Consider the following 25,971-nt stretch of genomic DNA (forward strand, 5'->3'; position numbering starts at 1 on the left):
CTTGCCAGTTGCCGCCGGGCATCGCAAGCGCGGGAAGGAACGGAAACGCCCATTCATGCGTTCCGCCGCACGTGATGCACTTGTCGCCCCTTCTGTTTTCCCCCATGAAGTGGGCAGGATGAGAGCCTTAGCCGATTTCACGATAGAGCCGGGCCAGGCGGAGCACGGTGGTGTGCTGCGTTTCAGCGGCCCCATGGTGGTATCCTCGCTGGGGCTGGTGGACCGGCGCCTGCGCCACATTTCCGAGTCCGTTGACGAAATCGACGTGCGCGACGTGGAGCGCATGGACACGGTGGGCGCATGGACGGTGTGGCGCCTGTCGCAACAGCTTGGCGCGCGCATCGTCAATTGCCGGGACGAGGCCGAGCGCCTGATCAAGGCGATCAGCGACACCGACGAAAACCGCGAGAGCATTCGTGCCCCGCGCCTGCCGCTGCTGCAGCGGGTGCCCGATGAAGTGGGCAAAGTGGTCATCGCGCTGGGTGTCGGGTTCCTGCAAGTGGTGGGGTTCCTGGGCCAGGCGGTTTCGGCCGGTGGCACGATCCTGCGCCATCCGCGCCGCTTCCGCGCCCTGGCACTGATCCACCAGATGGAACTCGTCGGCGTCAACGCCCTGGGCATCGTCGGGCTGATGAGCTTTCTGGTCGGCGTGGTGATCGCGCAGCAAGGCGCGGTGCAGCTCCAGCAGTTCGGCGCTGAAATCTATACGATCAACCTGGTCGGCCGGCTTACCTTGCGCGAACTGGGCATCCTGATGACCGCGATCATGGTCGCGGGGCGTTCCGGCTCGGCCTTTGCCGCGCAGCTGGGCACGATGAAGCTGACCGAGGAAGTGGACGCCATGCGCACGATCGGCGTTTCGCCGACCGAGGCTCTGGTCCTGCCGCGCATCATCGCCACGATGATCATGCTGCCGCTGCTCGGCATCTATTCTTCGGTGCTGGGCATCATCGGCGGCGCCTTCCTTGGCTCGGTGAGCCTTGGCATTCCGTTCCTCACGTTCCTGGCGCGCATCCAGGAAGTGGTGCCGATCCACGACGTGTGGGTGGGCCTGGTCAAGGGGCCGGTGTTCGGCCTGATCGTGGCGGTGGCTGGCTGCTACCAGGGCATGCAGGTCAAGACCAATGCCGAGGAAGTGGGCACGCGCACCACCTCGGCCGTGGTGCTGGCAATCTTCACCGTCATCGTGCTCGACGCCTTCTTTGCGGTGTTCTTCACCAAGATCGGCTGGGGCTGAGCCATGAACGACTCGTCAGCCCATCTGGCCGAAATTCCCGACGAATTCGAAGGCGATTTCCCGATCCGCGTGCGCGGGTTGATCAATCGCTTTGGCGACCATGTGATCCACGACGGGCTCGACCTTGACGTGAAGCGCGGCGAGATCATCGGCGTGGTGGGTGGATCGGGGACCGGCAAATCGGTGCTGATGCGCTCGATCATCGGGTTGCAGATCCCGGCCGAAGGCTCGATCGAAGTGCTCGGCCGGTCGATCACCGATGCGCGCGACGACGAGGATATCGACATCCGCAGCCAGTGGGGCGTGCTGTTCCAGGGCGGCGCCTTGTTTTCCACGCTGACCGTGGCGGAAAACGTGGAAGTGCCGCTGCGCGAATTCTATCCCGAGATTACCGACGAACTGCGCCACGAGATCGCGCGCTACAAGGTCTTGCTTTCGGGCCTGCCGGCGAACGCCACCAGCAAGTATCCGTCAGAGCTTTCGGGCGGCATGAAGAAGCGCGCCGGCCTGGCGCGCGCGCTGGCGCTCGATCCCGAATTGCTGTTCCTGGATGAACCGACCGCCGGGCTGGATCCGATCGGCGCCGCCGCGTTCGACAACCTCATCCGCAGCCTGCAGGAAACCCTGGGGCTGACCGTGTTCCTGATCACCCACGATCTCGATACCCTTTACGAGATCTGCGATCGGGTGGCGGTGCTGGCCGACAAGAAAGTGATTGCGGTGGGCACGATCCCGGAATTGCTGGCGCTGGATCATCCCTGGATCCAGGAATATTTCAATGGTCCGCGCGGCCGGGCGGCCAAGGATGCGCAAGACCGCGAATCGGCCAGTGTGGTGCAACCAAGTCTCCTGGCGGACACTGGCGCGATGGAACAGGAATAAGCGATGGAAACGCGGGCAAACCATATCTGGGTCGGGGCGGTCACGCTGCTGCTGCTGATCGGCGCGGCGGTCCTCACGATCTGGATCGCGCGGCTCAACCAGCATGCGCAGAACGAATACGACATCTTCTTCAAGCAATCGGTCGATGGCCTGGCCAAGGGATCGGAAGTGTCGTTTTCGGGTGTGCCTTCGGGCCAGGTGAAGGACATCGAGCTGTGGGAGAAAGACCCCGAGTTCGTGCGCGTGCGCATTGCCATCGACAAGCGCGTGCCGATCCTGATGGGCACCACCGCCAGCATCCAGGGCAGCTTTACCGGCGTTTCCACGATCCAGCTGGCTGGCGCGGTGAAAGGCGCCCCGCCGATCGACCAGCCGGGGCCGGAAGGCGCGCCCGTGATCCCGACCAAGCGTTCGGGCCTGGGCGAAATCTTGTCCAACGCGCCGCTGCTGCTCGAACGGCTGGCCACGCTGACCGAGCGGCTCACCATGGTGCTGTCGGACAAGAACCAGAAGTCGATCGAGAATATCCTGGCGCACACCGACAAGATGACCGCGAACCTGGCCGATGCCTCGCCCCAGGTGCAGCGTACCTTGTCTGAACTGCAAGCCACGCTGCGCCAGGCGACCTACACGCTGTCCGCCTTCGAAAAGGTGGCCGGCTCTGCCGACAACCTGCTCAACGACCAGGGCAATGGCCTGGCCAAGCAGCTGCGCGACACGCTCAAGTCGGCGCAAGGGGCGGCCGATGCGCTCAACGCCACGGCCAATGCGGCGCAACCCGGCCTCAAGCAGTTCGATGAAAAGACGCTGCCGGCGGCCGAAGCGGCGATGCGCGATCTCCAGGCCACCACCCGGTCCTTGCGCGAATTGACCGATCGCATCAACGATCGCGGCGTCAGCAGCGTGTTTGGCAGTCCCAAGCTGCCCGATTACAAGCATTGATCGCCGCCAGGGGAGTTTGACATGACACTGCGTTTGCTCTTCCCCGCGCCGCGTCCGGCCCTTGCCGTGCTGCTGGCTGCCAGCGTTGGCCTGTCGGGCTGCGTCAGCATCGGCGCCAAGGCGCCGGCCAGCCTGCTGGCGCTCACCCCCGAGGCCACCGTGCCTGCCGGCCAGGGCGCCACGGGCACGCTGGCCAAATCGGTGGTGGTAATGGAGCCGGCCGCCGATGCGCGCGTATCCGTGCTGCGCGTGCCGGTGCAGATCGACGCCAGCAACGTGGCCTATCTCAAAAAGACGCAGTGGGTGGAACGCCCCGCCCGCCAGTTCCAGCACCTCATCGCCGAGACGCTGCGGGCCAAGGGCGGCCACCTGGTGGTGGAAAGCGACGTGAACCAGTGGGAACAGCGGCTGTCTGGCCGCTTGCTGGCGATGGGCTATGACTTGCCCAGCCGCAGCGCCGTGGTGCGCTTTGACGCGGTCAAGGAAGCACCCGGCGGCCGCATCGAAACGCGCCGCTTTGAAGCACGCGTGCCCAATATCGACGATGATGCCCAGGCGATCGGGCCAGCGTTGAACCAGGCCGCCAACGACGTGGCGCGCCAGGTGGTGGACTGGCTGGGCTGAGCTGGCAAGAAGCGAACCCCGGATCAAATCCAGGGTTCGCTGCTATCGGGCAATCAGCCCTTGCGGCCCGAGCCGGATTTCTTGCCGCCACCGTCCTGCTTGTTGACCGTGGCCCAGGCGCGCTTTTCCGCTTCGTCCTTGCTCAGCCCACGATCCTCATAGCTTTCCTCGATATGTTCGGCCTTGCGCTTCTGCTTGTCGGTATAGGCGTCCTTGCTGCCTTGGGGCATGGCATGTCTCCTGGAACGTGAGGCTCTTGCTGCGTCCAAGGGGCAGGGCCGGGGGATGGTTCCCGAAATTTGCCGCATTTGATCTAGCGCACCGACGCGTGCGCGGCGCGGGGGTAGAGCATGCTCACCCACGAGGGATCGCGCGATAGTCCGCCGCGCGGCGTTTCTTCCGGGGCGTTGACCCACGCGTCCAAGGAGGTTCGATCGATGTTGCCCAAGTTTCTCCGCCTGATTCTGGCGCCCGCCTTCGCATGCGCGGCCCTGGTGCCCCTGGCTTTCGTGCCGGCACCGGCGCAGGCCGCGACGCATGCCGGATCGGCCGACGCCCAGGCCCTGCTCACCCGCGCCGTGGCCGAACTGAAAGGCGTGGGCCCGCAAAAGGCCTTTGCCGAATTCAACGATCCGGCCGGCGCGTTCCACACCCGCGAACTCTACGTCTTCGTGTTCAGCATGACCGGCCGCTATGAAGCGTCGGGCGCCGATCCCAAGCTGGTGGGCAGCGATGCCACCGACATGACCGATGCCGAAGGCAAGCCGCTGGTGCGGGACATGATCGCGCTCGCCAAGGCCAAGGGTGGCGGCCGCGTCGATTACGTGTGGCTCAACCGCGCGGACAACCGCGTGGAGCACAAGCGCTCGCTGGTGCAGCGGGTGGGCGATCACATTGTCGGCGTGGGATATTACGCCGGATAACGCGGGCGGGGCACGTTTGGCCGCTTGGCGGGTTTGACATCCATGGCCCAGCCGCGCCATCGCGCGGTGGGGGCCAGATGCAAGGATGTCAGGCCCCGTGTTCCAGGAAAGCGAGACGTTTGCCCAAACCCGTGTGCGCACCTCGCGTGCGATCGGCCTGGCTCGCGTTTTGTGCATCCTGGGCATCGTCTATGTCCACGCCTGGACGGGACTCTATGGCCCGGCGCTGACCGCGCTCGACCATACGCCGCAGGGATTGCTGCGCTGGGGGCTGATCGAGTTGCTGGCGCGTTCGTCGGTGCCGCTGCTCAGCCTGGTTTCGGGCTGGCTGGTCGGCCCTTCGCTGGTCCGGCGCGGCGCGCGCGCGTTCCTGGTGGGCAAGGCGCGCACCGTGCTGGTGCCGATGCTGGCGTGGAATGCCATTGCCATCGTGGTGGTTTCCGGCGCGGCGTGGCTCGGTTGGCTCTATGCGCCGCAGCCCACCTCGTGGGGCTGGCTGGCCAATGAACTGACCGGTCTTGTCCATCCCAACGAAATCAACGTGCAGATGCCGTTCCTGCGCGATCTGTTCCTGTGCTTGCTGATGGCCCCGCTGCTGGTGCGGCAGGGGGATCGCACGCTGGCGGTGGTGGCGGTGGCTGCGCTGGCTTGGAGTCTGGCGCCGCCGGTCTTCCCGCTGTTGCAGCGCCCCTCGATCCTGGGCTTCTTCGTGCTGGGCATCCTGGTGCGTCGCCGCGACGCCGCCGCGCGCATTGCCAGCGGGCCGCTAGCGCTGATCGTGACGCCCTATCTGGTGCTGGCCGGGGTGAAGATCTGGCTGGAACTCTATGGCGAGGCGCAGGGCTGGGCCTCGCCGCTGCTGATCGCCGGAGTGGACCTGGCGATGCGCTGCGCCACGGCGCTATGTTTCTGGGCGCTGGCCTGGCGCCTGGCGGAAACGCGCGTTGGCGCCGCACTGCAAACCCTTGAGCCAGCCATGTTCCTGCTGTTCTGCTGTCACCTGATTCTGATCTGGTGCGCCGGGCCGGCGATCGGCACCCTCACCGGGCCGCTGGGGGCACCGCTCTATCCGCTGTTCCTGCTGGCTCAGCCGCTGCTGGCGCTGGGGGCGACGTTGCTGCTCGGCCGCGCCTTGCGCGCGATCAGCCCGCCGCTGGCGCAATGGCTCAGCGGCGGGCGTCTCGCGGCGCGGGATTAGTCTTCTTCTTCCTCGTCCTTGAGCAGGGCGTCTTCGTCCTCGTCCCAGCCCTTTTCGTCCTCTTCCTCTTCCTCGTCTTCTTCCAGCGCGTCGATCAGCGCCTGGGCAAAGGCGGGAATGTCATCGGGCTTGCGGCTGGTGATCAGGTTGCCGTCGATCGCCACGGCCTGGTCCACCACATCGGCCCCGGCGTTTTCCAGGTCGGTGCGGATCGAGGGCCAGCCGGTGACGGTGCGGCCATCGACGATATCGGCTTCCACCAGCAGCCAGGGGCCGTGGCAGATGGCCGCGATGGGCTTGTCCATGTCGTCGAATTCCTCGACCAGCTCGATCACCCGCGGCTCCAGGCGCAGGGCATCGGGGTTCATCTGGCCGCCGGGCAGCAGCAGGGCATCGAAATCGTCTGCTTCCACGGCATCGAGGCGGGCATCGACTTTCACGCTTTCACCCCAGTCGGTGTGGTTCCAGCCTTTGATCGAGCCGGTCTTGGGGCTCGCCACGACGGTTTCGATACCGGCGGCTTCCAGGGCCTTTTTCGGATCGATCAATTCCGATTGTTCAAAGCCGTCGGTGGCGAGGATCAACACGCGTTTGGCCATGGCATTTCTCCGTCAATTCGGGGGTACCTGCCCACAATGGCCCGTGGGGGTGACAGTTCCGGCGGTTTCGTTTTGTTCACGACAGTGCGTTGCGAAATCGGCCGGCGCGGCCTAAACCCTGCGGGCCATGGCCGATGATTTCAAAGATCCGTTCGACGCTATCGTCGATGCCCCGTTCGACTCCGCCCTGTCGGAGCGTTACCTGGTCTATGCCCTGTCCACGATCACCGCGCGCTCGCTGCCCGATCTGCGCGATGGGCTCAAGCCGGTGCATCGACGCCTGCTCTGGGCGATGCGGCAATTGCGGCTCGATCCCACCGGCGGTTTCAAGAAATCGGCGCGCGTGGTGGGCGATGTCATCGGCAAATATCACCCGCATGGCGATGCCAGCGTCTATGACGCGATGGTGCGCCTGGCGCAGGATTTCGCGCTGCGCTATCCCTTGGTCGATGGCCAGGGCAATTTCGGCAATATCGATGGCGATAACGCGGCCGCCTATCGCTATACCGAAGCGCGGCTGACGCCCACCGCGATCCGCCTGATGGCCGGGCTGGACGAAGGCACGGTCGATTTCGTGCCCACCTACAATGGCGAGGAGCAGGAGCCGGAAATCTTCCCGGGCCTGTTCCCCAACCTGCTGGCCAATGGCGCCAGTGGCATTGCCGTGGGCATGGCCACCAACATTCCCAGCCACAACGTGGCCGAGATCGTCGATGCCACGCTGATGCTGATCGACAATCCCGGCGTCGAACATGCGCAGTTGATGGAAGTGTTCCATGGCCCCGATTTCCCCACCGGCGGCGTGGTGGTGGACAGCCCCGCGGTCATTTCCGCCGCCTATGAAACCGGGCGTGGTTCGATCCGCGTGCGCGGCCGCTTTTCCAACGGGCGGGGCCAGGATGGCGCCTGGGAGGACACCGGGATCGAGCGGCTGGGCAGCGGCCAATGGCAGCTGGTCATCTCCGAAATTCCCTACATGGTGCAAAAGGGCAAGCTGATCGAACAGATCGCGGCCCTGATCGCCGACAAGAAGCTGCCGATCCTGGAAGACGTGCGCGATGAAAGCGACGAGCACATCCGCATTGTGCTGGTGCCCAAGAGCCGCAACGTCGATCCCGAACTGCTCAAGGAATCGCTCTATCGGCTGACCGACCTGGAAACGCGCTTCGGCCTCAACCTCAATGTGCTCGATGCGCATCGCACGCCGGGCGTGCTGGGCTTGAAGCTGCTGTTGCAGGAATGGGTGATCAGCCAGATCGACATCATGCTGCGCCGCACGCAGCACCGGCTGGACAAGATCGCCGCACGCCTCGAACTGCTCGAAGGCTATATCATTGCCTATCTCAACCTCGACCGGATCATCGAGATCATCCGGACCGAGGACGAGCCCAAGCCGGTGATGATGGCCGAATTCGGCCTGACCGACCGCCAGGCCGAAGCCATTCTCAACATGCGGCTGCGTTCGCTGCGCAAGCTGGAAGAGATGGAACTGCGCAAGGAGCGCGACGCGCTGCTGTCAGAGCAGGACGATCTCAATGCGCTGCTGGAAAGCCCGGCGCGCCAGCGCACGCGGCTGAAGCGCGAATTGAACGCGCTGCGCAAGGACTATGGCCCGCACACCGCGCTGGGCCGCCGTCGCACCACGATTGCCGAAGCCGCGCCCACGCGCGAATTCTCGATGGACGCGATGATCGAGAAGGAACCGGTAACGGTGGTGCTGTCCGCGCGCGGCTGGATCCGTGCGGCCAAGGGGCACTTGCCGCTCGATACCGAATTCAAGTTCAAGGAAGGCGATGGCCCGGCCTGGGTGCTGCATGCGCAGACCACCGACAAGCTTCTCGTCGCGCTCGACAATGGGCGGTTCTATACCCTGGGGGCGGACAAGCTCCCTGGCGCGCGCGGCTTTGGCGAGCCGATCCGCACCATGGTGGACATCGATCCCGACGCGCACATCATGGCGCTGGTGGTCTATCGCCCCAAGGGGCAACTGCTGTTGGCGGCCAACACCGGGCGCGGCTTTGCCGCCGAGATGGACGAACTGCTGGCCGAGACCCGCAAGGGGCGCGGCGTGGTTTCGACCAAGCCGGGCGTCACCCTCAAGATCGTGCGCGAAATCGCGCCCGAGCATGATCACGTGGCCGTGGTGGGCGACAATCGCAAGCTGGTGATCTTTGCCCTCTCGGAAGTGCCGATCCTGGCCAAGGGGCAGGGGGTGACGCTGCAACGCTATCGCGACGGCGGCTTGTCGGACGCGATCACGCTCAAGCTGGACGACGGGCTGACCTGGACGATGGGCGGCGAAACCGGCCGCACCCGCGTGGAAAAGGACCTGCTGCCCTGGAAAGTCGCGCGCGGCGCGGCCGGACGGCTGCCGCCGGTGGGCTTCCCGCGCGACAACACGTTCTAGGTTTCGGCCCCCCGTCAGGCCTGCGGCCTGCCACCTCCCCATTTCATGGGGAGGGTCGCTACGTTTCGCCCTGTTCCTTGGCCGCGTCTACCAGCCAGTCGTGGAATTTCACCAGCCCTGGGTGGTCGCGCCAGTCGGGGCGGAGCACGAGGTAGTATTGGCCTTCGTCCACCAGCGCGGTGGCAAAGGGGGTTACCAGCGAGCCGGATTGCAGTTCGGGTTCGATCAGGAAGCGCGGGAGCAGGGCGGCGCCCGATCCGGCCGCGGCGGCCTGGGCCAGCATCAGGAAGTGTTCGAAGGTCGCGCCCTTGAGCGGCGGCAGGCCTTCGATGCCGGCCATGGCAAACCAGCGGTTCCAGGCGCTCCGCCGCGAAATCTGGAATAGCAGCGGCTTGTCCAGCAGGTCCTGGGGTTGTGTCACGCCTTCGGCCGCCAGCCAGGTGGGCGAGCAGGCGACCACGGCCTGTTCGGCAAACAGCGGCACCATTTCGGCATCGGCCCAATCGGCGGCGCCGAAGTGGATCGCGGCATCGAAGCGCTCTTCGCGCAAGTCGAACGGAAACGAGCGTGCCGCAAAGTTCACGGTCAATTCCGGGTGGCGCGCGGTCAACCCCGGCAGGCGCGGCGCCAGCCAGCGCATGCCAAAGCTGGGCAGCGTGGCGATGGCAAGGTCGCGCCGGCTGCCACGGTCCATCGCCTTGGCCGTGGCCATGCGGATGCGGCGCAGCGCCGGCTCGATATCCTCGGCATAGGCGCGGCCGGCTTCGTTGAGCGTGACGCGGCGGCCATGACGCTGGAACAGCGGTGTTTGCAACGCTTCTTCCAGCAGGGCAATCTGGCGGCTGACCGCGCTTTGCGTCAGACCGAGCTGCTCGCCGGCGCGGGAAAAGCCACCTTCGCGCGCTGCGGTCACGAAGCAGGCCAGCGCGGTCATCGAAGGGAGTTCACGACGCGATTCGCTCATTCCAAAACCCGATCAACAGATGATGCTTCCCCGTTTTGAAGCACGGCTTTCCTATCATAAATAGCATGTCCAGACGATATTAGATCGAAAGGGCGCATTATGCCGAACTTGGCAACCATCGAACAAAGCAGCGGCTCGGACCTTGTCGAAAATGTCCTTGGCGATGCCGAGGCCGCGCGGATTCGTGCGCTGGCCGCGCCGATGGTGCCGGTGGGCAGCCATGCTCCGGTCAATGGAATCGATGCCCTGCGCTTTGCCGAGGCACTCAACCTCGTGCTTTTTGCCGATCTGCTCGACCGCGTGCCCGAAGGCGCCGAGTATGTGGCGCAATGCGCGGCCCAGGGTCGCCGCATCGTGCTCGACCATGGCGCGCTGCGTACGGTGGCCCTGCCGCAAGGCGCGCGCTGCGCCATGCCCAACGGGGTGGAGGCGTTCCGCCGCGTGCTCGAACCCCTGGGCTATGTCGAAGTGGGCGTCTATCCCCTGCCGCGGCTCAAGATGACCGGGCATGTGTGGTGCCACGCGCGCTTTGCCGAAACGATGCCGCAGTTCTTTGTGAGCGAACTGCATGTGGACCAGTTCTCGCCCGCCTTTTCCAAGGCGGCGGTGCGGGTGTTCGGCTCCGCGCTCGATCGGCTCGATGCTGCGACGGCGCAAGTCCTGGCCCGCTTTGCCGCAGGCGGCAGCGTGCCGCAGGAAGACGCGGCCGCCGCGCTCAAGGTGGTGATGCGGCTGTTCGATCGCCAGCATCCCGTGCCGTTCGAGCGCGACTATGAAATCCTGCGTGCCGAAAGCGCCGAAGCCGCCTGGATTTCCACCGAAGGCAATGCCTTCAACCATGTGACCGACCGGGTGAGCGACGTTGAGGAAACGGCCCAGGGCGAGCGCGAGGCCGGGCGGAGCATCAAGGACAAGGTGGAAGTCTCGGCCTCGGGCCGGGTGCGCCAGACGGCATTGCGCGCCGCGCAAGTGAAGCGCTCGTTCCGCGCCGACGATGGCACGCTGACCGCGCAGACCGTGCCGGGATCGTTCTTCGAATTCATCACGCGGCGGGTCGATGCCGCCACGGGCAAGCTCGACCTTACGTTCGACAGCGGCAATGCCACGGGCATCTTCAAGATGACCGCCGCGGCCTGATCCCGTTTCGCCCCCCGCCCGCAATCGCGCGGGGGGCGGGTCAAACCCAACAGAAACACAAAATCCGCGATCTCGTTTGCGGGGAGAAATCGTCATGTCTGAAGCTCTGATGCCGCTTTATGCCCGTGCCCAGATCGAAGTGGAACGTGGGGAAGGCGTGTGGCTGGAAGCCCGCGATGGCCGTCGCTTCCTCGATTGCGTGGCCGGCATTGCCACGTGCAGCCTGGGTCACGCGCATCCCGCGCTGGTCGAGGCGCTCACCGCGCAGGCGCACAAGCTGTGGCACGTGTCCAACATCTTCCGCATTCCCGGCCAGGAGGAACTGGCCGACAAGCTGACCGGTGCCACCTTTGCCGACCTGGCCTATTTCGCCAATTCGGGCACCGAGGCAGTGGAAGCCGCGCTCAAGACCGCGCGCCGCTATCACTATGCCAAGGGTAACGCCGAACGCATCGACGTGATCGGCTTTGCCGGATCGTTCCACGGCCGCACCTATGCGGCGATCAACGCCTCGGGCAATCCCACCTACCTCGAAGGGTTCGGGCCGCGCCTGCCCGGCTATGTGCAGTTGTCGATCGACGACATGCCCGCCCTGGCACAGGCGATTGCCAGCCCCACCACGGCGGCGGTGATCGTGGAGCCGGTGCAGGGCGAAGGCGGCGCGCGGGCGCTGTCGGGCGAGTTCCTGCTGGAACTGCGCCGCCTCACGCGCGAACACGGCGTGCTGCTGATCCACGATGAAGTGCAAAGCGGGATGGGCCGCACCGGCAAGCTGTTTGCCCACCAGTGGTTTCCCGGCGCAGAGCCCGATATCATGGCCATTGCCAAGGCGCTGGGCGGCGGCTTTCCGATCGGCGCGTGCCTGACCACGGCCGAAGCGGCCAGCGGCATGGTGACGGGCGTGCATGGCACCACCTTTGGCGGCAATCCGCTGGCGATGGCCGTGGGCCTCGCCGTGTTCGACGTGATTGCGCAAGACGCCACGCTGGCGCATGTTGCCGCCATGTCCGACCGTTTCTACACCGGCTTTGCCCAGCTTGCCGGGCGCTATCCCGATCAGATCGTGGAAACGCGCGGCAAGGGCCTGCTCATGGGGCTCAAGCTGCATGCCAACAACCGCGAGGTGATGGCCCTGGCGCGCGAGCATGGCCTGCTGGTGGCGGGCGGCGGCGAGAACTGCATCCGCATGCTGCCTTCGCTGCTGATCACGGCGGCTGAAGTGGACGAGGCGCTGGCCCGCCTCGACGCGACGCTGGCCGATGCGCGCGGGCGCGGCTGGGGCTTGGGTCACGCCGCCAGCGCGGTGGCGGCCTGATGCTGGTGGTGCGGCCGGCCGGGCCGGCCGACATCGATGCCCTGCTCGATCTGGCGTTCCTTTCGGGCAAGGGCTTCACCAGCCTGCCCGAAGACCGTGGCTTGCTGGCCGAGCGGCTGGCGCTTTCGGCGCAGAGCTTTGCCCGTGAAGTCGCCCCGGCCGAGGCGTGGTATACGCTGATGCTGGAAGATCTCGACACCGGCATGATCGAAGGCGTGGCCGGGATCAAGGGCGGGGTCGGGCTGCACCGGCCACACTTTTCGTTCCGCGTCATGACCTTGGCGCAGTATTCGTCGGCCACGGGCACGCGGTTCGATCACCAGGCGCTGGTGCTGGTCAACGAATGCACCGGCGCTTCGGAAGTGGGATCGCTGTTCCTGCGCCCGCGCAAGCGGCAGGGCGGGGCGGGGTCGCTGCTGGCCCGCGCGCGCTATGCCCTGATCGGCGCCAACCGCGATCTGTTTGCCGCCACGATCATGGCCGAACTGCGCGGCTGGTTCGACGAGCGTGACGAAAGCCCGTTCTGGCATGGCATCGCCGCCAAGTTCTTTCGCCTGCCGTTCGAGGATGCCGACCGGATGATCACCGCCACCGACGGGCAGTTCATCCTGGACCTGGCGCCGCGCCACCCCATCTATCTGGAACTGGTGGATCCGGCCGCGCGCGAGGCGATCGGCAAGGTCCATCGCCATGGGGAGCGCGCGCTGGCGATGTTGGAAGACGAAGGCTTTACCCGTTCGGGGCTGATCGACATCTTTGACGGTGGCCCCACCGTGACTGCTCCGCGCGACCAGCTGCGCACCATTCGCAATGCGCGCAGCCTGCCCGCCGCCGCCGGCGTGGTGGAAAGCGGGCCCGATGATCGGCTCCACCTGGTGGCAACGCCGGGCCTGGCCTCGTTCCGGGCCACGCTGACGCCGGCGCGCATCGGCGAAGACGCGCTGGTCGTTCCCGAAACAACCCTGGCCGCCTTGGGCATTCGCCCGGGCGACGCCCTGATCGTGAGTTGACTGCCGTGACCCAAAGGCTCCAGTCGTTTGATCCGGCCCATGGCCGCGTGGTGTGGGAAGGCGATGTGGCCGATGCGGCCGCCTGCACCGCCGCGCTGGACAAGGCCCGCGCTGCGTTCCCGGCCTGGGCCCGCACCCCGCTGGAAGAGCGGGTGGCGATTGCCCAGCGCTATGCCACCCTGGTCAAGGCCAGCCCCGCGCTTGCCGAACTGATCAGCGCGGAAACCGGCAAGCTGCTGTGGGAAACCCGCACCGAGCAGGCCGGCATGGCGGGCAAGGTGGCCGTATCCATCGCCGCCCAGGCCGAGCGCACCGGCATGCGGCAGGCTGAAATGCCGTTCGGCAGCGCCACGCTGCGCCATCGCCCCCATGGCGTGATGGCGGTGCTGGGCCCCTATAACTTCCCCGGTCACCTGCCCAACGGGCACATCGTGCCGGCGCTCCTGGCCGGCAACACCGTGGTGTTCAAGCCATCGGAGCTGACGCCGGCGACCGGTGCTGCCATGGTCGGCCTGTGGCGCGAGGCGGGGCTGCCCGATGGCGTGCTCAACATCTTGCAGGGCGGGCGCGAGACGGGTGAAGCGCTGCTCAAGGGCCGTATCGACGGCCTGCTGTTCACCGGCTCGGCCACGGCCGGCCAGATTTTCCGCCGCCAGTTTGCCGACCGGCCCGACGTGGTCCTGGCGCTGGAACTGGGCGGCAACAATCCGCTGGTGGCCTGGGATGGCGATCCGGCTGCGGTGGCCAGCCTGATCGTGCATTCGGCGTTTGTCACCAGCGGCCAACGCTGTTCGTGCGCGCGGCGGCTGATCCTGCCCGAAGGCGCCTGGGGTGACAGCGTGGTCGATGCGCTGGCAGACCTGGCGCAGCGCCTGCCGATCGCCGCGTGGGACGAGCCGGGCGAGGCGTTCATGGGCCCGCTGGTGGGCGACGCGCAGGCGCGTGGCGCACGCGCTGCGGTGCGCGACCTAGTGGCAGGCGGCGCCCGCACCATCCTGGCCGAAGCGGCGCAGGACGGGCGGCGCGAGGCGTTCTTTGCCCCCGTGATCCTGGATGTGACCGGGCTTGCCGTGCCCGATCGCGAAGTGTTCGCGCCCGTGCTGAGCGTGCGCCGGGTGCCCGATTTTGCCGCGGCACTGGCCAGCGCCAACGACACCGCATTTGGTCTTTCGGCCGGCCTGATCTCCGCCGATCCGGCGCTTTGGGATGAATTCCGCCTGTTCGTGCGCGCCGGGGTCGTCAACTGGAACCGCCCGACCACCGGGGCTGCGGCCAACATGCCGTTCGGCGGCCTTGGCGAAAGCGGCAACCACCGCCCCAGCGCCTATTACGCTGCCGATTATTGCGCCTGGCCCATGGCCAGTTTCGAAGCGCCGGCCATCGCGGCCCAACCGGTACCCGGCGTGCCGGCCTGAAAAACCGCACGGGTGCCGGATTTTTCCGGCACCTTTTTTGCATCCGTGCGTTATGCGCAGCACGGATGACCAAACACTCTGAATCGGACGGCCAGGTTCCCGGCAATGGGGCGGGAGCCTTTGCTGTAGATCTCAGCAATTGTGATCGCGAGCCGATCCATGTCTTGGGCATCATCCAGCCCTTCGGCTTTCTGGTGGCGGTGACGCCCGATTGGATGGTGGCGCGGGTTTCGGAAAACCTTGCCGAATTCACCGGCACATCGCCCGAAACCGCGCTGGGCCAGCCGCTTTCCGACCTGATCGATCGCGAGGCGATCCACACCATTCGCAACCGCCTGACCACGCTGCGCGGGCCCGACGCAGTGGAGCGGATCTTTGGCGTGCCATTGCTGGCCGATCGGCCGCCGTTCGATGTGGCCGTGCATTTTTCCGGTCGAGAGATCGTGATCGAGGCGGAGCCGGCAGCAGCCGAACCGCTTGAAGCGACATCGGTCGTGCGCAGCATGATCGCGCGGTTGCAGCAGGTGGATGGCCTGCCTGCGTTCCTGCGCGAAGGCGCGCGCCAGGTGCGCGCGATTACCGGTTTCGACCGGGTGATGGTCTATCGCTTCGATGCGCAGGAATCGGGTGAAGTGGTGGCCGAGTCCGTGCGCCACGGCGTCGACAGTTTTCTAGGCCTGCACTATCCGGCCAGCGACATTCCGTCCCAGGCCCGCAAGCTCTATCTGCGCAACACCTTTCGCGTGATTGCCGATGTGGGTTCAACCCCGGTGCCGCTGATGCCGCAGCGCGATCCCGACGGCAAGCTGCTCGACCAGTCGCTGTCGCTGCTGCGCGCGGTCTCGCCGATCCACGTCGAGTATCTGCGCAACATGGGCGTGTGCGCCTCGCTATCCATCTCGATCGTGGTGGGGGGCAAGCTGTGGGGCCTGTTCGCGTGCCACCACTATGCCCCGCGCCTGCCCAGCATGGCGGCGCGCAGCGCGGCCGAACTGTTCGGCCAGATGTTCTCGCTGATGCTCGACGCGCGCGAGAATGCCCAGGCCCGCGAATACGAAGCGCGCGGCCGCGCCGTGACCGACCGCCTGCTGGCCACCGTGGCGCAGGACAACGACCTGCTCGACAATCCGCAATGGCTGGCCGACGTGATCGACGATGCCATTCCCGCCGATGGCATCGGTGTCCACGTGCGCGGTCAAACCTCGCTGGTGGGGCTGACGCCCAATCCTGCGCAGTTCGAAGACGTGGTGCGGCTGCTCAACCGCGTGTCGTCGGGCCAGGTCTTCGCCACCGAAACCATCGCCGCGCAATTGCCTTCGGCCGCCGCGCATGGCGATGTGGCCGCCGGCATGCTGGCCATTCCGCTGTCTCGAGAGCCGCGCGACTACATCGTGTTGTTCCGCGCCGAACGCCTGCGCGAAGTGCGCTGGGGCGGCAAGCCGGAAAAGGAAATCGTCTACGGCCCCAATGGCCCGCGCCTTACCCCGCGCAAGAGTTTCGAGGCGTGGGCGGAACTGGTCAAGGGCACCAGCCAACCCTTCACCCCGGCCGAGCGCCGCGTGGCCGAGGCGCTGCGCGTGGGCATGCTGGAAGTTCTGGTGCGCCTGGCTGAAACCGCCGGGGCGGAGCGCGCGCGCGCCTCGGAACGGCAGGAACTGCTGATCGCCGAACTCAACCACCGGGTACGCAACATCCTGTCGCTGATCCGCGGGCTTATCGCCCAGACCCGCGATGGTGCCGCCGACGTGGCCGGGTTCATCACCACGCTGGATGATCGCATCCGCTCGCTCGCCCGCGCGCACGACCAGATCACCGCCGATCGCTGGGGCCCGGCGCGGCTGGCCGATCTGGTGGAAATAGAAGCCGGCGCCTATCTGCGCGCGCAGTCCGAACGCGTCGTGGCGCAGGGCGAGAACGTGCTGCTCTATCCCACGGCCTATGTCACCATTGCCCTGGTGATCCATGAATTGATGACCAACGCCGTGAAATACGGCGCGCTTGCCGGGCAGGGCACCGTGCATCTCTCGTGGGAGCGCGACGTGCATGGCGGGCTGGCGCTGGACTGGCAAGAGCGCGACGGCCCCCCCGTCGCGACGCCCACCCGGCGCGGCTTTGGCAGCACCATCATCGAGCGATCGATCCCCTATGACCTGGGCGGCACGGCGCAGATTTCCTATCTGCCGGCCGGGGTACACGCCCGTTTCACGCTGCCCGAACCGTGCGTGGCAGGGGTGACGGCGGCGCGCCACAGCGGGCCCATGCCGATCAGCCTGGGCGGCGCGACCACCCCGCTCGACGGGTGCAACGTCCTGCTGGTGGAAGACAGCATGATCATTGCGCTCGATGGCGAGGATGCGCTGCGCGAACTGGGCGCTGCGGCGGTGAGCACCGCGCCCACGGTGCGTGACGCGTTGCGCATGCTGGACCAGGGTCCGTTCCACTTTGCCTTGCTCGATTTCAACCTGGGCGTGGATACCAGTGCGGCCGTGGCCGACAAGCTGATCGAGCTGGGCGTGCCCTTTGCCTTTGCCACCGGTTATGGCGAGGGGATCGGCGTTGAGCGCTGGCCCGGCGTGCCGGTGATCAACAAGCCCTATGGGCTCAAGGAACTGCGCGCCGCCGTCAGCCAGGGCCAGGCCGCGCCCCCGGCGGACTCTGCCGCGCAGCAATAAGCACGCCCCCGCCACGATCGGTCCACGCGGGCACTTGACCGGCAGGGCCGCTGCCGGGCACACCCCGCAACGCGCGGCAGCGGCATGCCGCAACCGGGGAGACGAAAGCCAATGTTCAGCCACCTGATGATCGGCACGAACGATATTGATCGTGCCAAGACATTCTACGATGCCACTTTTGCCACGTTCGGCGGGCCCGAGGGCATCGTCGATCGCAAGAAGGGGCGGCTGATCTATGTGCACAACGGCGGCATCTTCATCCTGACGTTGCCGATCAACGGCGAACCCGCCACGTGCGCCAACGGCTTTACCGTGGGCTTTGCCATGACGCCCGAACAGGCCGATGCCTGGCATGCGGCCGGCCTGGAGCATGGCGGCACGCCGTGCGAAGATCCGCCGGGGCCACGCCAGGGCAGCCCCTATTATCTGGCTTACTTGCGCGATCCTGATGGCCACAAGATCTGCGCACTGCACAACTATGGACAGGTGCAATGACGTTGGAAACCGTTTCGACCAGCCGGGCCCACGGCGGCGTGCTGGGGGTGTACAAGCATGCCTCTACTGCCACGGCCACGCCGATGACCTTTTCGGTCTTCGTGCCGCCCCAGGCGCAGCAGGGGGCCAAGCTGCCCGTGCTGCTCTATCTTTCCGGGCTCACCTGCACCCACGCCAATGTGACGGACAAGGGCGAGTATCGCCGGCTTTGCGCTGAACTGGGCCTGGTCTTCGTGGCGCCCGATACCTCGCCCCGCGGCGAAAACGTGCCCGACGATCCGGCCGGCGCCTATGATTTCGGCCTGGGCGCTGGCTTCTATGTCAACGCCACGCAAGAACCCTATGCGGCGCACTATCGCATGTGGGACTATGTGTCGCAGGAACTGCCCGCCTTGCTGGGAGCGCATTTCCCGGTGGACCTCGATCGCATGGGGATCACGGGCCATTCGATGGGTGGCCATGGCGCGCTCACCCTGGGGCTGACCTATCCCGAAACGTTCAAGTCGCTTTCCGCCTTTGCGCCGATCGTGGCGCCGGGCCAGGTGCCCTGGGGGCACAAGGCGCTGGGTGGATACCTGGGCGAAGACCGCGCCGCGTGGCGTGCGCACGATGCCACCGCGCTGGTGGAAGACGGCAAGCGCCCGGCCGGCGCGATCCTGGTCGACCAGGGCGATGCCGATGGCTTCCTGGCCGAACAACTGCGCCCCGAACTCTTCGCCAGCGCGTGCGAGGCGGCGGGAGTCGACCTCACGCTGCGCCTGCAGCCGGGCTATGACCACAGCTACAACTTCATTTCCACTTTCATGGAAGACCACTTGCGCTGGCACGCCGAGCGCCTTTGAGCCTGTCCGTGTCGTCACCCCGGGGCTGAGTCCGGGGTGACGACAAAGGGGCCTACCGCCCCCAATCCCCCGCAACTCCCATCCACAATGCCAGACCGGCGAGCGCGGCGGTTTCGCCCCGCAGGATGCGCGGCCCCAGCGTGATGGCGCGGGCGGCAGGATGCGCGCGGACGAGCGCGCGCTCGGCTTCGTCAAAACCGCCTTCCGGCCCGATCAACAGCGCCGCCGGGCCATTGTGCGCGGCAAAGGCTGCTGCGGCCGGGTCTCCGCCCTGCTCATCGGCAAAGAACAGCGCGCGGTCTTCGGGCCAATCGCGCAGCAGCGCCTCCAGCTTCACGGGATCGGCCAGCGCGGGCAGGGCGGTGCGTGCGCATTGCTCGGCCGCCTCGGTCACGATCGTGGTGGCGCGTTCGGCATTGAGCTTGTCGGCCACGCAGCGGTGGGTGATCACGGGGCGGATCTGCGCCGCACCCAGTTCGGTGGCCTTTTCCAGCACCCAGTCGAACGCCTGCTTTTTCAAGAGCGCCGGGCACAGCCACAAGTCGGGCACAGCCTCAAGGTCGCGCAGTTGCCGCTCCACGGTCAGGGCCATGTCGCGCTTGCCGGCGTGCGCCACGCGGGCCAGCCATTCGCCGGTCTGGTTGTCGCACAGCACCACGGCATCGCCGGCGCCCGCGCGCATCACTTTGCCCAGATAGTGTGCCTGCCCGCCTTCCAGCAGCACGCTGGCGCCTTCCTCCAGCCGTTGCGGCACGAACAGGCGGGGGGCGGAACGCGGTGGCCAGGCGGGGGTGGCGGGCAGGTGATCGGTCATCGGCCGGTTCATAGGCAGGCGGGCGGCTTCGGGCAATCTGTCCCCTTGCGGGCCCATCCCCTTGCAGCCAAGCTCAAAGCGGCGCAGGAACCGGCGGGCATGACCACCGCAACCGACCAGATCGTCCCCGACAGCGAGCATCGCGGCCTTGTCGCGCGCCTGCCGCAACCCTTGCGCGATTATGCGTTGCTGGCCCGGCTGGACCGGCCGATCGGCTGGTGGCTGCTGTTCTGGCCTTGTGCCTGGGGCGTGTTCCTGGCCGGCGGCGCGCGGCAATGGCACCTGGTGGCGTGGATGCTGCTGGGTTCGATCGCCATGCGCGGGGCAGGCTGCGTCTACAACGACATCGTCGACGCTGATCTCGACGCGCAAGTGGCGCGCACCGCGCAACGCCCGGTGGCCAGCGGCCGCGTGCGCAAGAAAGCGGCCTGGGCCTGGCTCGGCCTGCTGGCCGCCGTCGGCCTTGTCGTGTTGCTGCAATTGCGCTGGCAGGCGCAGATCGTGGCGCTGGGCAGCCTGGCGCTGGTCGCCGCCTATCCGTTCATGAAGCGCATCACCTGGTGGCCGCAGGCCTGGCTCGGCCTCGTCTTCACCTGGGGCGCGCCCACCGGCTGGGTGGCGGTGAGCGACACCGGCCTGGGCGCCCTGGCCGCGCTCTATGCCGGCGCGATGTGCTGGTGCATCGGCTATGACACGATCTACGCGCTGCAAGACCGCGAGGACGACGCGATGGTCGGCATCCGCTCCAGCGCGCGCGCGCTCGGCAACAAGGTGAAGCCCGGCGTCACCGCGTTTTACGCTGCCGCCGTGGCACTCTGGGCGCTGGCGTTCTGGCTGGTCAGGCCCGATCCGCTGGCCCTGCTCGCCCTCTTGCCGGTGGCGCTGCACCTTGGCTGGCAGGCCTTGAGCCTGGAGGTTGACGATGGCGACAATGCCCTGGCGCGGTTCCGGTCGAACCGGACGGCAGGGTTTCTGATGGCGCTGGCGTGCCTGGTGGTGGGGAGTGCGGGGTAGGGGGTAAATTGCAAAAATCTGATATTCTATTGGAATTTTATCTGTTGTAAATTTCATTGGATCGGAATTAATATTGTATATTACTGCGAAAGCCATAGTGATATATGAAATCATCCTATGAAGATCTTATAGTTTTTAATCCGAATGAGCGCGACCTACGCTGGCGATATGCTCCGGTGGGGCAGTGTATCTATTGCGGTGCCCGATCATATTCGCAGAGCCAACCTGATCGTCGGCTTGGTCTTGAACATATCATTCCCGAAAGTTTAGATGGTAGGTATCTTCTCCCCGAAGCATCTTGTGCAAAATGTGAGGGGATCACATCATCATTTGAGCAGAAGGTTGCTAAGCGGGTTTTTGGACCCTTGCGCGCGCACTTCAACCTTCCCTCGAAGCGGCCGCGTGAAAGGCCTTCAACGTTCCCCGTTAGTGCGTATTTCGAGGGTGCTGAAATCCCTGTTTCTGTCGAAGTCCCAGTGGCTCAGCACCCTCTTTCCATTGCCCTCGTAAAAATGGCGCGGCCGTACTTTTTTCGTAAGAAAAAATGGGATGAGGCGTGGGAGCGCAGACTTATAGTGATTTATCCGGGGGGGATGGCCGTGGCCAACGCCCGAATGAATGAGATCGCGAAAAGGCTGGGTGCTCGCCGCATTGAAATACGATGTGGCGTTGCATTTCAAGAGCTGGTTCTTCTTTTGGCCAAAATAGGTCACAGTATGGCCTGTGCTATGTTGGGTTTAAATGCATTCTATCCATTTTTACCGGAACTAATTATTCGTAAAGATTCGGATTATTTGAGAATGTTTGTAGGAGGTTGCTCTGAGATAATTACTCATGATAGAGATTCTATGCACGATATAATTTTATATCGTGTAAAAAGGGGTAAAAATATATTCTTGGTTGCAGATATTTCGCTTTTTTCAAATTTAAATGCACCGTACTATTCGGTTGTTGTAGGTAGAATGTATTGAGATATATGTAATGAAATAATTACAGTAATTTCAATATTTTTAGTTATCTAATTTGAGTATTCATCAGTTCGGCCGCGGCTCTACCGGGAAAACGATGAAATCGGCCTGTACGACCTTGACCGGCGTGTCGCCCATGCCGTCCACCACCTTCACGAGTTCGGCAATCGCGGCCGGGGATAGGGCCAGGCCGTGTTCGGCCGGATGCGTGGGGGCTTCGTTCGGATAATCCAGGCCCGGCGTGGTGGTCATCTCGATATGGGCGCCCAGCAGGGCGCGGATCGGATGCGTTTGCGCGAAGGTGGCCAGGCGGTGGGCACTGGCGCGGAATTCGGCGAAGTGGTTTTCCGGCACATAGAGCCGGCCAGGATAGAGCATGTCCCCGGAAAACAGCAGGCGGGTGCGCGGGTCATAGATCATGACATGCGCCGATTGGTGCCCGGGCGTGGGAATGGCGCGCAGCACGCGGCGGCCCAGGTCCAGCGTGCCGATGCCGTTGGGCCAATCGGCGACGTGGAACGCGCTGGCCACGTCGGTCGGGGCGAGGCCGACCACGGTGGTATCGGGCCGGCCGGCGAATTCGCTGTCACCGGCGTGGTGGTCGCCATGGCTGTGCGAATGGGCCACGGTGAGGTGCAGTGGGCGGCCGCCGTGGGCCTGGCGCCATTGCGCGATGACCTTTTCCACCGTCGGCCGCACGGCAAGCCCGCCGGCACCGGTATCGATCAGCAGGGCGCCCTTGTGGCCGAACAGCAGATAAAGGAACGGCGCTTCGAAATTGGTCTTCACCGATTGGCGGATGACGAAGGTATCGGCGTCGATCGCCTGGACCTGGGTTTGCGGCTCGCTTGCCGTGGTGCCGTCGATCCAGTGCGCGAAGGGCGGGGGATTGAACGCCGGGGCGGGGGCTGCCCCGATCAAAGCGAGGGCGGCGATCGCAAATGCGGGGCGAAAACGGCGTGCGGCATCCATCCTGCCCTGATGCCACGCGCCCGCGCGCGCGACCATGACGGCGCGCGCCCGCGTTCTTGATCCTGCGCGCCTCAAACCGCGCTGGCGAGCAAGTCTTCCGCCCCGCCCAGGTCCACGCTGACCAAGCGTGAGACGCCGCGTTCCACCATGGTTACGCCGAACAGGCGGTGCATCCGGCTCATGGTCACCGCGTTGTGCGTCACGATCAGGTAGCGCGTCTGGGTTTCTGCCACCATGGCATCCAGCAGGTCGCAGAAGCGTTCGATGTTGGCATCGTCGAGCGGGGCATCCACTTCGTCCAGCACGCAGATCGGCGCCGGGTTCGTCAGGAACAGGCCGAAGATCAGGGCAACGGCCGTCAATGCCTGTTCGCCGCCCGAAAGCAGGGTCAGCGATTGCAACCGCTTGCCCGGCGGCTGGGCCATGATTTCCAACCCTGCTTCCAACGGGTCATCGCTGTCCACCAGTGCCAGATGGGCTTCCCCGCCGCCGAACAGGCGGGTGAACAGGCGGCGGAAATGGCCATCCACCGCTTCGAACGCGGCGCGCAGGCGTTCGCGGCCTTCGCGGTTGAGATTGCCGATAGAGCCGCGCAGGCGATTGACTGCTTCGGCCAGTTCCGCCTGCTCGGCCAGGCTTTCGGCCTGGCGCGCTTCGGCCTGGGCCAATTCATCGGCGGCCACCAGGTTGACCGGGCCAATACGCTCGCGCTCGGCCACGAGGCGCTCGTGCGCGGCGCTTTCGGCACTCGCTTCGCCCACGTCGGCGCCGGCAAAGGCAAAGCGTTCGGGCAGCAGTGGGGGCGGGCACTGAAAGCGCTCGCCGGAAATGCCGGCCATTTCCTGGCGGCGCTGGTCTTCATGGGTGGCCTTGGTGCTGGCCGTGGCACGTGCTTCACGCGCAAGGGCGAGCGCTTCGTTGGCCTGGGCCAGGGCCGCATCGGCCGCCTTGCCTAAGCTCTCGGCCTTGGCCAGCGCCGCCTCTGCCGCGGCGAGTTCGCGGGCAAGGCGGTCGCGGATCGTTTCGCCCTGTTCGATCTCGGCGATCAGGCCCGCGGGCTTGGCCGCAGCGATCGTGCGTTCGGTGGCCAGCTCGTCTGCCCGGCCCGCCATCTGCGCCAGCCGCTTGGCGGCATCGCCAGCGCGGGCCTGCCAGTTGCGGACGTCGGCCTTCATGCCACCCAGCCGCTCGTGTCCCACGGCAAGACCCTGTTCCAACGCGGCATGGGCGGCCATCGCCTGTTGCAGGCTGGCGCGCGCGGTTTGGTGCGTGGCGCGAGCGGCATCGACCGTGGCGCGCCCGGCGGCCGGATCGGGCAGGGCAGCGTGGCGGGCCCGCGCGGCCTCCGCCTCGGCCTGCGCAGCCTGGATCTGCTGCGCCAGCGCGGTTTCCTGGCGGGTGAGATCGGCCGCGCGTGCCTCGCGCTGGGCGCGGGCAGCTTCGGCCTGGTCCAGCGCGCGCAGGGCGCTGCGCTCGGCTTCGGCAGCCTGGCCAATGGCGCGCTCCACCCCGCTCCATTCTGCCTGGACCTGGGCCAGCCCGTCGCGCGCGGCATCGTGGCTGGACTGTGCGTCCTGCACGGCCGCTTCCAGCGCGGGGCGGCGCGCTTCGAGTTCGGCAAGGCGGTTGTCCGCCTCCAGCGCGGCGGCCTCTGCCGCGCCTTCGCCACGCGCGACAAAGCCGTCCCAGCGGCGCAAGTGCCCGCCACGCGTGACCAGCCATTCGCCTGGGCCCAGCGGCTGGCCCTCGTCGGCATCTACCGCGCGCACCAGCGCCAGCCGGGCAGCCAGTTCGGGCGGATAGGTCGGCACATGGTGCAACAGCGCATCGGGCAGCGGTTCGGGCGCGTTGGCCCCGGTCCAGAAGCGCCCTTCGCCCGCTTGCGGGGCCGGGCCCAGTGGCGCCATGGCATCGCGGCCCAGCACGGCGGCCAGGGCGCGTTCCCAGCCTGGCGCCACGCGGCAGCCCGAAAGCGCCGCCGGCCCGCGCCCACGTGCGGCTGCCGCCTTGGCGCGGGCGGCCTTGTCGCGGGCCAGGGCCTCGGCCTCGCGCGCCACACCCGCCAGTTCGGCCCGCGCCGTGGCCAGGGCATTGGCGGCAGCATCGCGTGCCTGGGTCAGGCTTTCGCGCGTTGCGGTCAATTCATCGCGGCGGGCACGCTGGCTGGCGAGAGTGGCGGCCGCTTCCGTGCGCCGCCGTTCCGCCTCGGCCAAGGCCAGGGCGGGGTCGGGTTCGCCCGCCAGCGCTGCCTGCTGGGTGGCAAGGCGCTGCCCTTCGGCTTCAAGCCTGGCAAGGGCCGCCTGCGCGGCAGCCAGCGCGGCCTGGGCCACGCGCCAATCGGCTTCCACCCCGGCCTGTTCTGCTTGCGCCTGGGCCTGGGCCAATTCGGCAACGCGCGCGGCGCGCTCGGCATCGTCCAGCGCGGCGGCCAGCAGCGGCCGGCGCGCCTCGTCGGCCAAAAGCGTGGCTTGCGCGGCTGCCAGGTCGCTTTCCAGGCGGGACAGGGCCTGTGCCGCCTGCGCGGTAAGCTGGTCGGCTTGGGCGCGGTCTTCGGCAATGGAGCGCAACTGCCGGTCGATGTCGGCCACGCGCTGCTCGGCCGCTTCCAACTGAGCGGAAAGGGCGGCCATGCGCTGCCCATGGGCAGAAGCGTCCTGGCGCCGGTCGAACAGTTCCTCGCGCGCGGCGGCAAGCGCCGTGGCGGCGCCGTGCTGCGCGCCCTGGGCGGTGACGGTGGCGGCCTGGGCGCCGGCCACGGCCGCTTCGGCGCGGGCGGCTTCGTCGCGCGCGGCTTGCGCGGCGGCGGCGGCATCGCGCCAGCGGGCAAAGACCAGCCGCGCTTCGGCCACGCGGATGCGCTCGGTCACGGCCTTGTAGCGTTCGGCCGAGCGGGCCTGGCGGCGCAGCGTGGCGATCTGCCCGTCCAGCCCGGCCATCAGGTCTTCCAGCCGGGCGAGGTTCGCCTCGGTCGCCCGTAGCTTCTGCTCGGCGTCGCGGCGGCGCACGTGGAGGCCGGCGATGCCCGCCGCCTCTTCCAGCATCATCCGCCGCTCGGCCGGCTTGGCGGCGATCACGGCGGCGATGCGCCCCTGGCTGACCAGCGCCGGGCTATGCGCACCGGTGGCGGCATCGGCAAAGATCAGGCCCACGTCCTTGGCGCGCACGTCGCGGCCGTTGACGCGATAGGCCGAACCGGCGCCGCGCTCGATCCGGCGCACCACTTCCAGTTCGCCGCCCCACTGGTCGTCCGCGTCGGTTTGGGCTGTCAGGGCCACTTCGGCAAAGGCGCGGGCCGGGCGGCTGGCGCTGCCGGCAAAGATCACGTCGTCCATCCCAGCGCCGCGCATGGCCTTGGCCGAAGCCTCGCCCATGACCCAGCGCAGCGCTTCGAGCAGGTTGGACTTGCCGCAGCCGTTGGGGCCGACCACGCCGGTCAGCCCCGGTTCGATGCGCAGTTCGGCCGGCTCGACGAAACTTTTGAAGCCGGCCAGTTTCAGCCGCTGGAAATGCATTGCCCCCGGCCCCCCAATCCCTGCACGAC

At 66.6% G+C, this 25,971-nt stretch carries 21 protein-coding genes and 1 pseudogene; 16 read left to right on the top strand and 6 right to left on the bottom strand.

The annotated features are described in order from the left end of the window. Nucleotides 1-118: 118 nt before the first annotated feature. The 4 genes from FHT19_RS02385 to FHT19_RS02400 are packed head-to-tail and all read left to right on the top strand — an operon-like array spanning nucleotide 119 to nucleotide 3,685. The gene (locus FHT19_RS02385) at nucleotides 119-1,237 is read left to right on the top strand and encodes an ABC transporter permease (protein ID WP_168554204.1); all 1,119 of its coding nucleotides are present in this window, start codon (nucleotides 119-121) and stop codon (nucleotides 1,235-1,237) included. 3 nt (nucleotides 1,238-1,240) lie between these two features. After that, nucleotides 1,241-2,119: an ABC transporter ATP-binding protein gene (locus FHT19_RS02390; protein WP_169473778.1), complete on the top strand. Its 879-nt coding sequence runs from the start codon at nucleotides 1,241-1,243 to the stop codon at nucleotides 2,117-2,119. A gap of 3 nt (nucleotides 2,120-2,122) precedes the next feature. Next, entirely contained in the window at nucleotides 2,123-3,061 is a 939-nt protein-coding gene (locus tag FHT19_RS02395) for an MlaD family protein (protein WP_168554206.1), read from the top strand. Between the two features lie 21 nt (nucleotides 3,062-3,082). Further along, complete coding sequence (locus FHT19_RS02400; protein WP_168554207.1) at nucleotides 3,083-3,685, top strand: ABC-type transport auxiliary lipoprotein family protein; 603 nt, start codon at nucleotides 3,083-3,085, stop codon at nucleotides 3,683-3,685. Nucleotides 3,686-3,747: 62 nt separating this feature from the next. Here FHT19_RS02400 and FHT19_RS02405 read toward each other — a convergent pair. Then, nucleotides 3,748-3,915 (bottom strand): annotated as a pseudogene (locus FHT19_RS02405) (plasmid stabilization protein); the annotation flags it as partial. A 207-nt stretch (nucleotides 3,916-4,122) separates the two neighbouring features. Between FHT19_RS02405 and FHT19_RS02410 the strand changes: the two are divergent. Continuing rightward, nucleotides 4,123-4,608, top strand: a complete 486-nt coding sequence (locus tag FHT19_RS02410; RefSeq protein ID WP_168554209.1) for a cache domain-containing protein — start codon at nucleotides 4,123-4,125, stop codon at nucleotides 4,606-4,608. Between the two features lie 97 nt (nucleotides 4,609-4,705). Further along, nucleotides 4,706-5,806, top strand: a complete 1,101-nt coding sequence (locus FHT19_RS02415; RefSeq protein WP_248290238.1) for an acyltransferase — start codon at nucleotides 4,706-4,708, stop codon at nucleotides 5,804-5,806. Here the strand turns inward: FHT19_RS02415 and FHT19_RS02420 are convergent. Next, the gene (locus FHT19_RS02420; protein ID WP_168554211.1) at nucleotides 5,803-6,405 is read right to left on the bottom strand and encodes a type 1 glutamine amidotransferase domain-containing protein; all 603 of its coding nucleotides are present in this window, start codon (nucleotides 6,403-6,405) and stop codon (nucleotides 5,803-5,805) included. The genes FHT19_RS02415 and FHT19_RS02420 overlap by 4 nt on opposite strands. A 127-nt stretch (nucleotides 6,406-6,532) precedes the next feature. Here FHT19_RS02420 and parC point away from each other — a divergent pair, with 127 nt between their 5' ends. Next, entirely contained in the window at nucleotides 6,533-8,812 is a 2,280-nt protein-coding gene (parC, locus tag FHT19_RS02425) for a DNA topoisomerase IV subunit A (protein ID WP_169473782.1), read from the top strand. Between the two features lie 58 nt (nucleotides 8,813-8,870). Here parC and FHT19_RS02430 read toward each other — a convergent pair whose 3' ends face one another. Beyond that, the gene (locus tag FHT19_RS02430; protein ID WP_169473784.1) at nucleotides 8,871-9,776 is read right to left on the bottom strand and encodes a LysR substrate-binding domain-containing protein; all 906 of its coding nucleotides are present in this window, start codon (nucleotides 9,774-9,776) and stop codon (nucleotides 8,871-8,873) included. Nucleotides 9,777-9,875: 99 nt separating this feature from the next. Here FHT19_RS02430 and FHT19_RS02435 point away from each other — a divergent pair, with 99 nt between their 5' ends. The 7 genes from FHT19_RS02435 to fghA all read left to right on the top strand — a co-directional run bounded on the left by FHT19_RS02435 (nucleotide 9,876) and on the right by fghA (nucleotide 18,662). Continuing rightward, the gene (locus FHT19_RS02435; protein WP_169473786.1) at nucleotides 9,876-10,913 is read left to right on the top strand and encodes a DUF1338 domain-containing protein; all 1,038 of its coding nucleotides are present in this window, start codon (nucleotides 9,876-9,878) and stop codon (nucleotides 10,911-10,913) included. Between the two features lie 94 nt (nucleotides 10,914-11,007). Next, a complete protein-coding gene (locus tag FHT19_RS02440) occupies nucleotides 11,008-12,228 on the top strand; it encodes an aspartate aminotransferase family protein (protein ID WP_211184791.1) in 1,221 nt (406 codons plus the stop codon). Next, nucleotides 12,228-13,238, top strand: a complete 1,011-nt coding sequence (locus tag FHT19_RS02445; RefSeq protein WP_168554215.1) for an arginine N-succinyltransferase — start codon at nucleotides 12,228-12,230, stop codon at nucleotides 13,236-13,238. Before FHT19_RS02440 ends, FHT19_RS02445 begins: the two co-directional genes overlap by 1 nt. A 5-nt stretch (nucleotides 13,239-13,243) precedes the next feature. Further along, nucleotides 13,244-14,653, top strand: a complete 1,410-nt coding sequence (astD, locus tag FHT19_RS02450) for a succinylglutamate-semialdehyde dehydrogenase (protein ID WP_169473788.1) — start codon at nucleotides 13,244-13,246, stop codon at nucleotides 14,651-14,653. A gap of 65 nt (nucleotides 14,654-14,718) precedes the next feature. Then, a complete protein-coding gene (locus FHT19_RS02455) occupies nucleotides 14,719-17,325 on the top strand; it encodes an HWE histidine kinase domain-containing protein (protein ID WP_169473790.1) in 2,607 nt (868 codons plus the stop codon). 111 nt (nucleotides 17,326-17,436) lie between these two features. Next, nucleotides 17,437-17,820, top strand: coding sequence for a VOC family protein (locus FHT19_RS02460; protein ID WP_168554218.1), 384 nt, complete (start codon nucleotides 17,437-17,439; stop codon nucleotides 17,818-17,820). After that, complete coding sequence (gene fghA / locus FHT19_RS02465) at nucleotides 17,817-18,662, top strand: S-formylglutathione hydrolase (protein WP_211184789.1); 846 nt, start codon at nucleotides 17,817-17,819, stop codon at nucleotides 18,660-18,662. The genes FHT19_RS02460 and fghA overlap by 4 nt, the downstream gene beginning before the upstream one ends. A gap of 52 nt (nucleotides 18,663-18,714) precedes the next feature. Here fghA and FHT19_RS02470 read toward each other — a convergent pair whose 3' ends face one another. After that, nucleotides 18,715-19,464 (bottom strand): 16S rRNA (uracil(1498)-N(3))-methyltransferase, encoded by a 750-nt coding sequence (locus tag FHT19_RS02470; RefSeq protein ID WP_211184870.1) that lies wholly within the window; start codon nucleotides 19,462-19,464, stop codon nucleotides 18,715-18,717. Nucleotides 19,465-19,575: 111 nt separating this feature from the next. Here FHT19_RS02470 and ubiA point away from each other — a divergent pair, with 111 nt between their 5' ends. Further along, nucleotides 19,576-20,490, top strand: coding sequence for a 4-hydroxybenzoate octaprenyltransferase (gene ubiA, locus FHT19_RS02475; protein WP_169473794.1), 915 nt, complete (start codon nucleotides 19,576-19,578; stop codon nucleotides 20,488-20,490). Nucleotides 20,491-20,594: 104 nt separating this feature from the next. Beyond that, complete coding sequence (locus FHT19_RS02480; RefSeq protein WP_169473796.1) at nucleotides 20,595-21,461, top strand: hypothetical protein; 867 nt, start codon at nucleotides 20,595-20,597, stop codon at nucleotides 21,459-21,461. 63 nt (nucleotides 21,462-21,524) lie between these two features. Here FHT19_RS02480 and FHT19_RS02485 read toward each other — a convergent pair whose 3' ends face one another. Both FHT19_RS02485 and FHT19_RS02490 read right to left on the bottom strand, forming a co-directional pair. After that, nucleotides 21,525-22,379 carry an MBL fold metallo-hydrolase gene (locus FHT19_RS02485; protein ID WP_348981764.1) on the bottom strand — a complete coding sequence of 285 codons (855 nt, stop codon included), beginning with the start codon at nucleotides 22,377-22,379 and terminating at the stop codon, nucleotides 21,525-21,527. A gap of 122 nt (nucleotides 22,380-22,501) precedes the next feature. After that, entirely contained in the window at nucleotides 22,502-25,942 is a 3,441-nt protein-coding gene (locus FHT19_RS02490) for an AAA family ATPase (protein ID WP_169473800.1), read from the bottom strand. Between the last annotated feature and the right edge of the window lie 29 nt (nucleotides 25,943-25,971).

It is taken from the genome of Novosphingobium sp. SG919, assembly GCF_012932495.1.
Classification (GTDB): Bacteria; Pseudomonadota; Alphaproteobacteria; order Sphingomonadales; family Sphingomonadaceae; genus Novosphingobium; species Novosphingobium rhizosphaerae.

Bases quoted from the DNA above. Each gene is read 5' to 3' on its own strand.
- FHT19_RS02455 (WP_169473790.1), top strand. From the start codon at position 14,719: ATGACCAAACACTCTGAATCGGACGGCCAGGTTCCCGGCAATGGGGCG.
- FHT19_RS02480 (WP_169473796.1), top strand. From the start codon at position 20,595: ATGAAATCATCCTATGAAGATCTTATAGTTTTTAATCCGAATGAGCGC.
- FHT19_RS02460 (WP_168554218.1), top strand. From the start codon at position 17,437: ATGTTCAGCCACCTGATGATCGGCACGAACGATATTGATCGTGCCAAG.
- FHT19_RS02390 (WP_169473778.1), top strand. From the start codon at position 1,241: ATGAACGACTCGTCAGCCCATCTGGCCGAAATTCCCGACGAATTCGAA.
- fghA (WP_211184789.1), top strand. From the start codon at position 17,817: ATGACGTTGGAAACCGTTTCGACCAGCCGGGCCCACGGCGGCGTGCTG.
- ubiA (WP_169473794.1), top strand. From the start codon at position 19,576: ATGACCACCGCAACCGACCAGATCGTCCCCGACAGCGAGCATCGCGGC.
- FHT19_RS02395 (WP_168554206.1), top strand. From the start codon at position 2,123: ATGGAAACGCGGGCAAACCATATCTGGGTCGGGGCGGTCACGCTGCTG.
- FHT19_RS02435 (WP_169473786.1), top strand. From the start codon at position 9,876: ATGCCGAACTTGGCAACCATCGAACAAAGCAGCGGCTCGGACCTTGTC.
- FHT19_RS02400 (WP_168554207.1), top strand. From the start codon at position 3,083: ATGACACTGCGTTTGCTCTTCCCCGCGCCGCGTCCGGCCCTTGCCGTG.
- FHT19_RS02420 (WP_168554211.1), bottom strand. From the start codon at position 6,405: ATGGCCAAACGCGTGTTGATCCTCGCCACCGACGGCTTTGAACAATCG.
- FHT19_RS02440 (WP_211184791.1), top strand. From the start codon at position 11,008: ATGTCTGAAGCTCTGATGCCGCTTTATGCCCGTGCCCAGATCGAAGTG.
- FHT19_RS02490 (WP_169473800.1), bottom strand. From the start codon at position 25,942: ATGCATTTCCAGCGGCTGAAACTGGCCGGCTTCAAAAGTTTCGTCGAG.
- FHT19_RS02385 (WP_168554204.1), top strand. From the start codon at position 119: ATGAGAGCCTTAGCCGATTTCACGATAGAGCCGGGCCAGGCGGAGCAC.
- FHT19_RS02430 (WP_169473784.1), bottom strand. From the start codon at position 9,776: ATGAGCGAATCGCGTCGTGAACTCCCTTCGATGACCGCGCTGGCCTGC.
- FHT19_RS02410 (WP_168554209.1), top strand. From the start codon at position 4,123: ATGTTGCCCAAGTTTCTCCGCCTGATTCTGGCGCCCGCCTTCGCATGC.
- FHT19_RS02445 (WP_168554215.1), top strand. From the start codon at position 12,228: ATGCTGGTGGTGCGGCCGGCCGGGCCGGCCGACATCGATGCCCTGCTC.
- parC (WP_169473782.1), top strand. From the start codon at position 6,533: ATGGCCGATGATTTCAAAGATCCGTTCGACGCTATCGTCGATGCCCCG.